Origin of the sequence: Mycoplasma todarodis (assembly GCF_004335995.1) — a bacterium.
Classification (GTDB): domain Bacteria; phylum Bacillota_I; class Bacilli_A; order Mycoplasmatales; family Metamycoplasmataceae; genus Mycoplasma_K; species Mycoplasma_K todarodis.
The window spans coordinates 56,886-70,691 of sequence record NZ_PSZP01000005.1 but is presented as its reverse complement, the minus strand read 5'-3'; the positions used below and the strand labels follow the sequence as shown (position 1 = coordinate 70,691).

13 protein-coding genes are annotated in these 13,806 nt (G+C 32.4%); 11 read left to right on the top strand and 2 right to left on the bottom strand.

Annotation, left to right across the window (positions count from 1 at the left end; genetic code table 4):
* The 6 genes from rpmH (C4B25_RS01355) to C4B25_RS01330 form a co-directional block, all read left to right on the top strand.
* A partial coding sequence (gene rpmH / locus C4B25_RS01355) for a 50S ribosomal protein L34 (protein WP_131613276.1) occupies positions 1–99 on the top strand: 99 nt, incomplete at its 5' end.
* A 148-nt stretch (positions 100–247) separates the two neighbouring features.
* Entirely contained in the window at positions 248–379 is a 132-nt protein-coding gene (gene rpmH, locus C4B25_RS01350) for a 50S ribosomal protein L34 (RefSeq protein ID WP_131613275.1), read from the top strand.
* On the top strand, positions 379–708 hold the full coding sequence (rnpA, locus tag C4B25_RS01345; RefSeq protein ID WP_131613274.1) for a ribonuclease P protein component: 330 nt from the start codon (positions 379–381) through the stop codon (positions 706–708). The genes rpmH (C4B25_RS01350) and rnpA overlap by 1 nt, the downstream gene beginning before the upstream one ends.
* On the top strand, positions 698–2,458 hold the full coding sequence (yidC, locus tag C4B25_RS01340; RefSeq protein WP_131613273.1) for a membrane protein insertase YidC: 1,761 nt from the start codon (positions 698–700) through the stop codon (positions 2,456–2,458). The genes rnpA and yidC overlap by 11 nt, the downstream gene beginning before the upstream one ends.
* A 46-nt stretch (positions 2,459–2,504) precedes the next feature.
* Positions 2,505–3,404 carry an alpha/beta hydrolase gene (locus C4B25_RS01335; protein WP_168380665.1) on the top strand — a complete coding sequence of 300 codons (900 nt, stop codon included), beginning with the start codon at positions 2,505–2,507 and terminating at the stop codon, positions 3,402–3,404.
* Between the two features lie 22 nt (positions 3,405–3,426).
* Positions 3,427–3,834 carry a ferritin-like domain-containing protein gene (locus C4B25_RS01330; protein ID WP_131613271.1) on the top strand — a complete coding sequence of 136 codons (408 nt, stop codon included), beginning with the start codon at positions 3,427–3,429 and terminating at the stop codon, positions 3,832–3,834.
* Positions 3,835–3,853: 19 nt separating this feature from the next.
* On the opposite strand, the gene C4B25_RS01325 is transcribed toward C4B25_RS01330, so the two are convergent.
* Positions 3,854–4,672 carry a MurR/RpiR family transcriptional regulator gene (locus C4B25_RS01325; protein WP_168380664.1) on the bottom strand — a complete coding sequence of 273 codons (819 nt, stop codon included), beginning with the start codon at positions 4,670–4,672 and terminating at the stop codon, positions 3,854–3,856.
* A gap of 411 nt (positions 4,673–5,083) precedes the next feature.
* On the opposite strand from C4B25_RS01325, the gene C4B25_RS01320 reads away from it, so the two are divergent.
* The 3 genes from C4B25_RS01320 (at position 5,084) to C4B25_RS01310 (ending at position 7,789) form a co-directional block, all read left to right on the top strand.
* On the top strand, positions 5,084–5,581 hold the full coding sequence (locus C4B25_RS01320; protein ID WP_131613269.1) for a nucleoside 2-deoxyribosyltransferase: 498 nt from the start codon (positions 5,084–5,086) through the stop codon (positions 5,579–5,581).
* Entirely contained in the window at positions 5,581–7,077 is a 1,497-nt protein-coding gene (locus tag C4B25_RS01315) for a uracil-xanthine permease family protein (protein WP_210725160.1), read from the top strand. The genes C4B25_RS01320 and C4B25_RS01315 overlap by 1 nt, the downstream gene beginning before the upstream one ends.
* 145 nt (positions 7,078–7,222) lie before the next feature.
* Positions 7,223–7,789 (top strand): hypothetical protein, encoded by a 567-nt coding sequence (locus C4B25_RS01310; RefSeq protein WP_131613268.1) that lies wholly within the window; start codon positions 7,223–7,225, stop codon positions 7,787–7,789.
* 10 nt (positions 7,790–7,799) lie between these two features.
* Here C4B25_RS01310 and C4B25_RS01305 read toward each other — a convergent pair whose 3' ends face one another.
* On the bottom strand, positions 7,800–8,834 hold the full coding sequence (locus C4B25_RS01305) for an undecaprenyl phosphate translocase family protein (protein WP_131613267.1): 1,035 nt from the start codon (positions 8,832–8,834) through the stop codon (positions 7,800–7,802).
* A 163-nt stretch (positions 8,835–8,997) separates the two neighbouring features.
* Here C4B25_RS01305 and C4B25_RS01300 point away from each other — a divergent pair, with 163 nt between their 5' ends.
* Complete coding sequence (locus C4B25_RS01300) at positions 8,998–10,662, top strand: APC family permease (protein WP_131613266.1); 1,665 nt, start codon at positions 8,998–9,000, stop codon at positions 10,660–10,662.
* A gap of 15 nt (positions 10,663–10,677) precedes the next feature.
* The gene (locus tag C4B25_RS01295; RefSeq protein ID WP_131613265.1) at positions 10,678–13,803 is read left to right on the top strand and encodes a glycoside hydrolase family 2 TIM barrel-domain containing protein; all 3,126 of its coding nucleotides are present in this window, start codon (positions 10,678–10,680) and stop codon (positions 13,801–13,803) included.
* Positions 13,804–13,806 lie beyond the last annotated feature (3 nt).

The following is a 13,806-nucleotide window of genomic DNA, read 5'->3' as shown; positions in this document are numbered from 1 at the left end:
CACGGTTTTAGAGCTAGAATGTCTTCTGTAGGTGGAAGACTTGTTCTTAAGAGAAGAAGAGCAAAAGGTAGAAAACAACTTACAGTTTCAGATAAATAAAAATAATTAAAAAAGTGCGTCGTACACTTTTTTCTTTTGCTTATTTTTGATGGGTTGAGCGATATCGATAAAAAATTACTGTTTCAAACACTTTAATCAAAATAAAAAAACATATTAAGGTATAATTTAAACACTGTATATAGAATATATGGGTGTAAAAAAGATAAGAAAAAAACGGAGGCACGGTTTTAGAGCTAGAATGTCTTCTGTAGGTGGAAGACTTGTTCTTAAGAGAAGAAGAGCAAAAGGTAGAAAACAACTTACAGTTTCAGATAAATAATGAAAAAACAATTTAGACTTCAGCATAATAGAGAATTCCAATCCATAATTAAAAAACGTAAACAATTCGTTACGGGATCGGTTATTTTATATTATGAAAAGAATGATAAACACCTAAGGGTTGGTTTATCGGTTTCTAAAAAATTCGGTAATGCAGTTGTTCGTAATAGAATGCGAAGAAAAGCAAGGGCCATTATTAGAGAGATGGACATACTTGATTTAAAATATGATGTTGTATTAATAGTAAGGAAAAACTTTATTAATGCATCATTCGACAAACAAAGAAAAGCTATAACACAAGTTTTCGAAAGGTTAAAGAATGAAAAATAACACAAAAAAACAAGGTGGAAATTACGACTGATTCCAAAATGGTGGTAATACAAAACAAGCGAAGACACCAAAACAAATGTTTAAGAAGATGTTCAAAATATTCAAAATATTTATTTATATATCACTTGCAGCACTTTCTCTTACAGGTTGTGTTCAATCGTTTGTTATCGGGACTACAAACTATTCAGGACAAGGTATGGAATTATACGAATCTAAAGATCGTATAACACCGCACGTTACAACGTACAACATCAAAAAAGGTGAAGTAACACGTGACTCAAAACTTAACTACTACCTAAAAGACGATAAAGAACTTAAAGAAGTTCATAGCTACGTCGAACAAAATGGTGGGGATATGTCAACTTGAAAAACTGAAAATAATGCAGTTCAAATTAAAGTTGATGGAAAAACCATTGAAAAAGATCAATCAATTGTACACTTCAATGGGAAACCATTAGTTGCCAGTGAATCACAAAAGAAATCTGGTTTAGGCGCAGCTTACAAAACAAAAGAAATTCCAGTGTGAACTTATGACAAGGACACAAAAATGTTTACAGGGTTAAAAAAACTTAAACTTAAACAACGTCAAGCCAAAGGTGAAAGACGTGCTGGTAAAAAAGATGTTAAATCTGAAATGGAAGATCAATTAGAAATTGATTTACAAACAGCTACATTCGACAAATTATTCCAAGCTCTATTTATGGATGCTAATGGAAAATACAATGCTATTTATAAAGATCTTAATAACGCACCAACTTCTGTTAAAGAAGGAGATGCTAAGTATGACACCGTATTAAAATACTATGCTCAACTACAAAAGATTTCAAAATCAACTGGAGTTACTTTAGCTGATAAAAATCACGAATCTACAGAACTTAAAAATGCTGAAGCGTTTGAATCACTTGTAACTTCATCAGATCTTGGATTTGGACTTTCTCCTAAAAACTCATTAAGAGCTATTTACGATTGAGACACTTCATGAAAACTTGGTCCATTCTACGGATTATTCGTTTACCCACTTTCAAGACTTGTTCTTGCACTAGTAGGTAGCTTCCCAATGATGAGTGGATGAGAATCATTACTTGCAATCGCAATTGCAGTTATCATTATCCGTACATTCGCGTACATGCTTACATTCAAATCAACACTACAACAAGTTAAACAACAAGAACTTTCTTCTAAAAAAGCCGCTATTGAAGCTAAATACGCTCAATACAAAGGTAATAAACAAATGGAACAAAGAAAAAGACAAGAAATGTCTGAAATGTTCAAAAAAGAAGGGATTTCACCTCTTGGATCAATTGGTTCTATATTCCTAACAATGCCTATCTTCCTGGCAATGTGAAAAATCATCGGTGGTATTCCTCACTTGAAATCAACATCATGACTTGGAATCCATTTCTCTGAAACATCATGAAGAGAATTATTCCATGGGGAATTCCAATACCTACCATTAATGTTAGTAGCAGCAACGGTTCAAGGTATATCTATCTACATCCCACGACTACTTACAAAACGTAGAGATAAGAATAGAATTAATGCTCACCAAAAAGCAGCTCTTAAAAAAGCTAATAAGACACAAAACATCATGATGGCAGTGTTCGTATTCATGGCTCTGATATTCTCAGCCGGTCTACAAGTATACTGAATCTTCGGTGGATTGTTCACGATTGTGCAAAACTTAGTAAACCACAAAATTATTAAGTGACAATCAAGACGTAATAAAGAAAAACGTATTAAAGCTGCTTAATCTAAAAGAACCTAAGGGTTCTTTTTTTATGCTTTATAATTTAAGTATGAAAAAAAGATTATTAAAATTAAGAGATGGCAAACAAGTAAGGACATATGTTTGAGATAATGTGGACCAACCCAAAGGAATGGTTCAATTAATCCACGGTTCTTTAGAGCATTGCAAAAGATATGATGAATTAGCAAAAGTCTTTAATAAGGCGGGTTATATTGTTGTTGCCGATGACCATAGGGGTCATGGTGAAACTGACAGTGATATGCTGGGTCATGTTGGGGTTAATATAACCGCGCAAGATGTAGTGAATGATTTAAAAGAGATAAATGATTTTTACTACAAGAAATATAGATTACCAGTAGTTGTGTATGGTCACTCATGAGGTTCATATTTAGCGAGGGCGCTTATTAGTCAAAAAGGAGTCAAAGTTGAAAAAGCAATAATTTCAGGAACTGGATGAGAATCACAATTTGCAACATCATTTGGATTAGGGTTCTTAAAATTCTTAAGATTATTTAAAAAGGATCATCAAAAATCAAAAATGGTTTTCGACATTACTTTTAAAAAGTTCAATAAAGGATTCGAAAAGAATTCTGATACGGGTATGGAATGATTGAGTAATGATAAAAAAGAAAATGATAAATTCTTTAATGATGAATTAAGAGGTGATCAATTTGCTATTTCAGGATATAGAGCACTTATAGGTGCAGCTAAATTAGCATGTAATAAGCACACATTAGAAGAAACTCCAAACATTGATATGTTGGTGGTTTCTGGTGCAGATGATCCAGTTGGTAAAAAATCAAAGGGTGTCATCAAATTTTCAAATAAATTAAAAAAATACACAGATGTAAATTTAACTTTGAAACTCTACGAAGGTCAACGTCACGAAATACATAATGATACAGAAAAGAAAGTTCTGTTTAAAGATATACAAGAATTTTTAAAATAACAAAAATTGAAAAGAGGAAAATATGCAAAAGATATTAGCTAACTTAACAATTTATAGATCGAACATACAAACAATACATTGAAAAATGCGCGGATGTAATTTTATGTCAATTCACAAACTTACAGATAAGATGTATTTAGAAATCAATGAATTCATTGATAGGGTTGTTGAAAAATACATCCAAAAAGATATAACGATAAACACAACGCTAAAACATTTTATGGAAGTAGCTACAATTAAAGAAGAAACGGGTCAAGACATCGAAACAAAAGAAGGGATTAAGAAATTAATCCAAGATGGAGAAGTTATTCTTTCTCAAGCAGAAAAAGCTTACGATAGCATCGAGGAACTAGGAACAATGGATTTAATTTTAGATGATTTAAGAGATTATCTAGAAAAAACTCTATGACTTTTGAAAAAAAGTATGTAATAAAATAATGCCATTGGCATTATTTTTTTCCTTGATAACGAGAAATCTCTCTAATTATTTTGTCATTTTGTTTTTTGTTTTTTAAATAAACTTCTTTGAAAAGAACATCCATAATATATTGGATTACTATTGCACTTATTGAAGGTAATTCATACGGATCGATACCTGATGTATCGAAGAATGCTCCATTTATGTGTGAGTTTTCATATTCTTCTATATTTGTATTTTTAGATGCAGTTAAAGAAACGATCATTTGTTTCTCGGTTTTTTGGTTTGTACAAATCTTTTTAACTACTTTTCTTGTATTTGGGTTTTTACCTGATGTTGAGATGAAGATGTGTACCGAGTTATTCTTAGGTAAAATCATACCGATATCTGACGCAACATTATAATACGTTGAAGGGATATTTATTTTGTTTAGTTTTCTGCTTAGTGTTTGAGCTAATAGATGGGTAAACGCTTCCCCGTAAATAAATACATTTTTGGTTTTTCATATTTTCTCAGCAACTAAGTGTATTTCATCGTAGTTCATTATCTGACTTGTTTTCTCTAAAGATATAATAATTTCTTTAGCAACCGGAGGTAGTCCACTTGACTCCTTAGCTTTTATAAGGTTTAATTCTGTAAACATTTCATTTTGGAATTCTTTGAAACCACGCATTTTTAATTTTTGACAAAATCTTGTGATTCCTGCCGCAGAAACATTCAACGCCTTTCCTAGTTGGGTAATACTCATTTTGGCGGTTTTTTCGTTATAGTTTGTGATTAAATAATCAGCAATCTTTCGGTCTGACTTCGTATATTCAGTTTTGTTTGATAGTAATCTTGCTTTTAACATACTTATATTATACAAAATAAAAAAATTTTCAAAATAAAATAAAATAATGAAAAACTTTAAAACATGGGTCATAATTAATGGGAGTTAATAACTCGGTACTTCTATTGACCTATGGAAGTACACATCCCAATATACAATAAAATCAAAATACACATCCCAGTGTAATGTCCGAATATGTAAATTAAATTCTTATTTTAAGTCGCATCCTAAGTGCGATTTTTTCTTATTCTTAATCACATTAAAAATTAATGAACATTTTTAAATATTGTGCTAATATTATATTAATGAAAAAAATCTGCGAGATGTCAAACCAACCAAGAATAAAAAATTCTTTAACTGTGTTTTTCATTTTCTAATTTTATAAGTGCCTAATAGCACTTATTTTTTTACGATTTTTTGAAAGGGGTGATAATGAAACAAGTGTATATCGCAGGTTCTCTATTTAAGAGCGGAGATATCAAAGAGAGAATAGAAGAGGGTAGACAATTGAGAGAGCAAGGACTAAAAACCTTCAACCCAATCGAACAACCATTTAACGATGATAAATCAAAGAAGCCAACAGCGCACGAAATATTTAAAGGTGATACAAACGCCATTATAGATTCCGATATTATATTCGCGGAGTATGATGGTGAAGACCCTGGGGTTATGGCAGAGCTAGGAATCACTTGAGCCATTAATGATGCGCTAGACTTCTTTGAAAAAGGTGGGACGATCGAAGAGTATAAAGCTAAGTACAAGAAAAAAGAAGTTATTGTTCACTCAACAGACATTAGACAAGGATCGGCAGGAGAATATGATGGTCATTATGTTCCTTATGGTTTAAATCAATATGTAGTGGGAATGATTGAAGATCAAGGAACAATATTCACAAACAAGCAAAAAGCTATTGAAAAGGCAGGTAAATAATGAAAGCAAAAAGAAATGAAGGTCTTACTTCAGAAGAGTTGCAAGACATCTCTTTTGATAAAGGTGAAACAGATAGAGGAATGATATTAGGTCCGAGAGATAGACCAAAATCAATCGGAATGTGATTGATGCTATCTCTTCAGCATCTATTTGCTATGTTTGGAGCAACAGTTGTTACTCCATTGCTAATAAACAGTTTGGCAGGAGGAAGTGTAGTTATTTCAACAGATTTAGCGCTATTCGCTTCTGGAGTTGGTACATTGATTTATATAATGTGTACCGCAGGTAAGGTTCCTATATATCTAGGTTCATCGTTTGCATATATTGCGGCGATTGGATCGATGTATAAAATATATGGAACATCAGTATTCTTTGGATTGCTCGGTGTTGGTGTGGTGTATTTGGTTGTAGCTGTAATTATCTACTTCTTCGGAATTAAATGAATTAAGAAATTGCTATCCCCAATCGTGGTTGGACCTATGATAATGATTATCGGACTATCATTGGCACCAAATGCAATCAGTGCTATTGGAATGACACCTGACAATATAACTAGCGGGAAAATTGATTGATGAGGTGTGGCTGTTGGGTTGATAACAGCAGCAACTGGTATGTTAATAGCTCTGTTATGTAGAGGTAAGATGAAATTAGTGCCTATCCTTGGAGCTATTGTTGTTGGATTTATATTAGCGATGATTATTTCTTCATGACATAAAGGACTTGTTGATTATTCAACATTCAGAGAACACGGTAATAAAGTTGGAACGTATATTGGAGTACCAACGTTTAAGAATGCTATTATTGGAGGACAACACACAAGTTTTGGTCAATTTAAAACATGAACCGTTTGACCTTTCTTATTAATGATGCCGATTGCATTCGTTACTATTGCGGAGCATATTGGAGATCATACTGTTCTTGGAACAATAACTAATAAAGATTACATTAAAAATCCAGGACTTCATAGAACTCTTGCTGGTGACGGTATAGCTACAATGTTTGGTGGATTAGTGGGTGGACCAGCAAATACTTCATATGGTGAGAATACAACTGTTGTTGGTATGTCAAAAGTAGCATCAACATATGTTACTGGACTAGCTGCGGTGTTCGCTATTATGCTTTCATTTGTAAAGTTGGTTTCGAATACATTAGCTATGATACCTCAACCGGTTCTTGGTGGAGTAGAAATACTTCTGTTTGGATTCATAGCTGCAAACGGTCTTAAAATACTTATTCAAGACAATATAGATCTAAATAACCTTAAGAACTTATTTGTAGTTCTTACAATGTTAGTTATAGGTATAGGCGGAGCTGCTATGGGGTTCGTTCTAAAAGGTAATGCAATTATGTTCAAAGGTATGTCAATCGCCTTAATAGTAGGTATTATCCTTAATCTAGCTCTTCCTGAGCCAAGACCTATAAGACAAGATATATTTGATAAGCTTACAAAGGGTCATCCTATTGATAAAAAACCCAAAAATAAAAAAGATAAATAAATAATGTAAATAACAAATTAAAATTTATGATTTGTTATTTTTTTTCGCTTAAAATTTGGTATTATTTTCTTGCAACCAAATTCATATTTTTTCCTTAAAAGGAAATGAATTATATGCTATTGGTGGAATAATTAGGGGGTACAGTATGAATGAATTCGAAGAAGAAAAGAAACCCAAAAGATTTAACAAGAGAGTAAAGAAAAATATTGCCATTGGAGTTTTAACTGTTTCAGCCTTAACAGCGGCGACAGTTTGTGCTATACAGTTCTCATCTCAAGAACAACCCGGAAAAGTAAGAGCAGTCAACTTTCAATGAGAATCATTTAACTTAAATGATAAGAAAAACATTGAACAAAATCAAAATAAAGCAAGAAAAGCGTTAGTTAGAGAGTTTTGTTTAGCTCTTCTTGACTATCAAAAAGAATTGCAAGAAGCTCTTGATGATCCAAAAACAAATTGATCAAATGTTAAGTCAACTTCCTTTTCAATCGGTGGAAGCATCGTTGGTGGAATTGAGACTATTGCTTCAACAAAAGAAGAAGCGGTGGCAGCCCTTAAAGAAATCGAAGGATATCTTGCTAATGGTAATGGACCCGGTTCAACTAATAAGAAACTAAATACCCACTTTCACAATGAAAACTTAAAACGTACATTGGACGATCTGAAAGAAGAATTAAAAAACCACGATATACCAGTATACGAAAACGAATAAAAAACCAGCACTAGCTGATTTTTTTATTTCTTTTAAATTCTATTATTCCTTGACTTTTTAAATATAGTGCCAATAATACGTTTATACCTATCGCAGCAAATATGGCCACAACAACCAAACCATACATAAGTGGTCTATCAATCGAAGCATAATCGGCTCCTGAAAGGGCAATTAAAATTGTTATAAATGAAGCTGAAACTAATCCGAAAGAGAAAGATACAAATGCTTCTCTTCAACGTTTTAAAATAAATGAAGTAGTTAATACTGAAGATATAAGCCCTGCAATAATTGCAACACCCAATATTAAGAATACAGGAATTGCTTGTTTTAAGTTTCCATGGATTGCTGCCGAAACAGTGTTTGTTATATCTGTATATGTATTAAATAAATAAAGAAGCAAACTACCTGAAATACCAGGAATTAACATAGCGAATCCTGCACAGAATCCTGCAATCAATAATATGATTGCTGATTTTGCATTAAGATCCAATACTGATTTTGAACCAGTGGACTTAATCATTGTTACACCATTAAAGGCAAATCTAACAATTAATCCAATAGCAATCATCATTATGAATCCTCCAACAAAAAGACTTATCATCTTTCAATTGGCTCGTTTTGAAATTGATGTTTCTGCATTTGTGTTTTCATTTACTAGTTTTGGTTTGTTAACTAAGATAAATAAAGGGATACTTAGTAATGCAAAAGTTGAAAATAATACTACAGCAATAACACCATACCCTTTCTCACTTACCTTATTCATTATCAACATAAATCCAAGAAGTGTACCAACCCACATTATTAAGAAAGGCAAAACCCATAATAAGTGTTTAATTCTTGTTGATCCTTCTTCTGGTTTAAAAATTCCTTTGAAATTCATTATTAACTTATCGTAAAAGTTAAGTAATGATAGTGTTGTTCCCCCTGAAAACCCTGGAGTCCCGTCACTCAACCCCATTAACACACCATAAGCCATACGCTTTGGTAATGAGTCTGATTTTGTTTTTATTTTATTGTCATTATTTAGTTCTTGATTTTTTTTCATAACCTATTTTCTCATAAAAAAAGCATATTTAAAAATATGTCATTTTATTGCTTGTAAGAAAAACTTTTTCCAATGTGTATAAAAAAAGAAAAATAGAATTTATATTGTGATAATTATAGTGCGAACAAGTATTTATTCGCCGTTTTAATAACAAGGGGGCCATATGGCAAAAAAAGACAAAACATCGGGAAGATATAAGATGTCAATGTTGACATTCTTATTTCTGTCGATAGCTGGAGGGGGATTCGCACTTAAGGGTGTTGTTTCTCAATTTACTGAATTTGGTAACTTTACAGTATTTTTATATTTAGTATGTATTATCGTATATGCAATTCCATATCTATTTATGATATTTGAATTCGCTTCTATGAAAATTACGAAAAATAGTGAATCGGGATATCAAACTTGAATGAGTTTGATATTGGGTAGAAAACTTGGATTTATGGCAGGTTTCTTCTACTTCTTCGTTAACTTATTTTTCTTCTTGGATTTAGTTCCTGTATTAATTACATACGGGTTATATACCGTTCTTGGAGACGGAGCGACTCAATTCTTAACAGATGCGAACGCAAAAGTTTGATTTAAACCAGTAATTGGATTAATCTCAATTCTATTATTCTGAATTGCGACATTCATTTCAACAAAAGGGCCAAAATGATTGGGACGTGTATCTTCTGGTGCAGCTTCAATGGGTATGATTCTTACATTCGTATTTATTGTTGCAGCAATCATTGCTCTTGCTTCAAATAAAATTAGTAATACTCAAGCAGGAAATTACACAATGTGAAAAGCATCAGATAGTGGTGCTGTAGCAATTAAAGATATTTCTTGACAAAAAATTGGTGCGGTTTCATGGGCACTACAATCAATGGGTGGTCTAGAAACAATGGCCGCTTATAAAAATGACGTTAGAGGTGGAGAAAAAGCCTTTAGACGTACTTTAACAATTAACACAATTATTTTCGCAGGTCTATTCATGCTATGTGCGATATTCCTACAATTAGTATTCCCAGCTAATGAAGCTGTTCAACAAGGATTATTAGCATCGATTTACTATGCATTCTATTGTGTTGGTATGCCAGTATGATTTACACACATTATCGGATTAACACTTACAGTTTCTGCTCTTGCATCATTAATGCTATGAACAGCAGCACCTGTAAAAATGTTATTCGTTGATGCTCCAAAAGGGATTTTTGGTAAAAAATGTTCGAAAGTTCTTAAAGATGGAACACCAGTTAATGGATTGATAGCTCAAGGTATTATTGTTACAATCCTATTTACATTACAAATTGTTGGATCACTTTCATCAGGTATGAACACATTCTTAATTGTTCTTAAAAACCTTGATGCTGGAGCTTCTACAATTCCTGTTATTTTCATCATTGTTGCATTCATAATGTTGAGATTGCAAAGTAAGAAAAGGCCAGAGTTGGATAGAACCTATCATTTCCTAGGTAAAAAACCTATATGAGCCATATTGGCCGTTATCCCACTCCTTTCAATAGTGTTGCTAGCAACATTTACATCATTAATACCATCGCCAGAAAAATTCCGTTCAGGAGATTTAAAAGATCCTCTAATGCAATTAGTTCTTGGACCAATCGGTATCATTTTAGGATTTATATTCTGTGAATTCTTATTCAGAAGATGAAGAAAGAAAAATCCAAATGATCACACATTCTTTAATGAAATTGGAATCGATGAAGAAGCTGCTAAAGAATTAAAAGTAGCAACAACTTCAATTAGCGAAGGTGAAGAAAAAAACGAAATTGTCAAAACAACAGAAAAAGAAGTTGTAAAAAAAGACTCAAAAAATAAAAAATAAAATAAAAGAGGTAAGATGAAACATTATAAATTAATGGAAAAATACAAGTTCGAGGTATATGAAGACCCGAACATCCAATCTTTAAATAGGATGGACTCAAGAGCTTATTTCAAGGAATTCAATTCATTGAAAGAAGCATTAAACTTCCAAATAGATAAAAAACCAAATACAATGTCGTTAAACGGAGAATGAAACTTCAAATTATTTGAATCTCCAAGATATATTACTGATGCCATCATAAAAAATGATGTTGCAATGGATAAAATAACAGTTCCTTTACCATGACAAATGGCCGGCCACGGAAAAATGCATTATTCAGATGTATGATGAACTTTCCCGATTATGCCTCCAAAGGTTATAACTGAAAACCCAACAGGTTTATACAAAAGAATTTTCAATATCGACAAAATTGATAATGAAAAGGATTATATCTTAAGATTTCATAATGCGGATTCATGCATTAGAATATTTGTTAATGATGAAGAAGTTGGTCTTACAAAAGGTGCAAGATACACTTCAGAATTTGATATCTCAAAACACATCAAAGTTGGTGCTAACAAAATAGCTGTTATTTGCTACCAATGGTCTGATGGTTCATATATTGAAGATCAAGATCAATGATGATTCTCAGGTCTATATAGAGATGTCGAAATTGTGGAAGAAACCAAAGAAATGGTTTCTGACATCCATGTAAAAACTTTCAGAAAAAACGAAAATGAATACACATTAGATTATAAAATTTCATTAAAAGATAACTTTGACAACAAAATAAAAGTGGAGATCTTTGACACTGAAAATGCCTCTATTTTCTCAAGGGAAGTACAAGTTAATGGAGAGTTTGAAGAAGCAATTGAATTAAAAGGTATTAAAGAGTGAAATGCTGAAAAACCAAATCTTTATACTCTTGTGGTTTCAAATGTAGAAAATAATTGATTTGTTCCTCAAAGAATTGGTTTCAGAGAAATCACAGTTAAAGATAGACAACTATTAATAAATGACAAACCAATTATGTTCAAGGGTGTTAATTTCCACTCTCACAACCCTAAAACGGGTAAAGCAGTTCCTCTATCACAAATAGAACGAGACTTGAAAATCATGAAAGCATTTAATATAAATGCCGTTAGAACAGCGCACTATCCACAACCAGTTGAATTCTACGATTTATGTGATGAATTAGGTCTATATGTAATAGATGAAGCTGACCTAGAAGCACACGGATTTGAATTAACTGGAGATTGAGCTTGAACTTCAAATGATGAGAAATTTATGAAATCATATATTGAACGTGGAACACGTATGGTTGAGAGAGACAAAAACCACGCTTCAATTATTATGTGATCATTAGGTAATGAAACAGGATTTGGTACAAACTTTATTGAAATGGCAAAAGCTATGAGAGCCATTGATGATACAAGGTTACTACACTACGAAGGGGATTTTGAGTGTGAAGTAACTGATGTGCATTCAAACATGTACACCAGATTAGAAATTGCTCCTGGAGATCCTAAACGTAGAGATTTAGCTGGAGTGTTAACTGGTAAATTAGCAGATGGTACTGAACATCCAAATTGATTAACTAAACCTCATGTTGAGTGTGAATTTGCTCATGCTATGGGTAATGGTCCAGGTGGACTTCAAGATTACTATGACATATTCTATTCAGACCCAGCGTTCTGTGGTGGATTTGTTTGAGAATGATATGATCACGGTATCTATGCAAAAGATGAAAATGGAGAAGAATTTTACAAATACGGTGGTGACTTCAATGATGATCCTACAAACGGACCATTCTGTATTGATGGACTATTAATGCCGACTGGAAAACCATCTCCAGGATTGTATGAATATAAAGAAGTTATTGCACCTATAAACACTATCATTTCAAAAGATTTCAAAAAGGTATCAATTGAGAATAGATATGACTTCAGTGATTTCAGTCACCTTGAAAATTACATGGAAATAATTTCTTCGGAGGGTGAAGTTGTACTTAGTGAAAAATTAGAGATAGCTTCATTGAAAGCTAGAGAAATAATTGAAGTAACAATCCCTGAATTCAATGGTAAAGATGGTATTTATTATTGAGTGCAAATAAAAACAATTCAAAGAAATGCAACTGAATTCAGTGGAGAAAATCACTTAATCTCTATTAAACAACATGAACTTCCACAAAAAGAAAAAGTGTTAGTAAATGCGAGTCAAGGAGATGTTATTGTCGAAGAGAAAGATTTCGAATATCTAGTAAAAACAAAAGATATTGTTATTTCTTTCAATAAAATAAACGGTAGAATCAACAACATTTCAAAAGATGGCAAAATAATCATTAAAGAAGGTCCAAAAATTAACTTCTGAAGAGCGACAACAGACAATGATCGTGATGAATTTAAAGAAAAATGAACTCAACAATTCTTTGTTCATTTATTCTCAGAATCAATGTTAAACATGGAAATCACCGATAATGGTCAACATGTAGTTGTGGATGTAGAATCAATCAATGGTGCTGTTAACCAAGCATGATATTTCCTTTCAAATTACAAATATACTATTTACCCAGACGGTCAAATAGACTTTAAAGTAACAGGGCAACCAGGTGGATTGATTAAAGCTACAGAAGAAATGGTAAGTGCTGCTGGTTCTGGTTCTTCAATTGCTATTGACCCAGATGATTTAATTCCTGCAATGATGCCAAGAATTGGTCTAAAAATGCAAGTTCCAAAAGATTGAGAAACATTTGAATACTTTGGTCGTGGACCTGGCGAAACATATGCCGATTCAAAATCAGCTAATGCATATGGATTGTGAAAACAAACTGCAGAAGAAGCTTTCACACATTATGTACACCCTCAAGAAAGTGGAAATAAACACCAAACATTATGAGTTAAATTATTAAACAATAATAAAGAGATGCTGTTTGAATCGCGTGATAAAGCACATAGATTTGACTTCTCATTGGTTTGATACGATGATAAAGATATTACAGATGCAGAGCACACAAATGAATTAAAAAAACGTGACTATCTAACAATGAATATAGATTACAAACAAAACGGATTAGGTTCAAATTCATGTGGACCATACCCAATGCAAAAAGATAGATGTACAGTAGAAAAATTTGATATTGACTTTAGTTTAAAAATCAAATAGGGA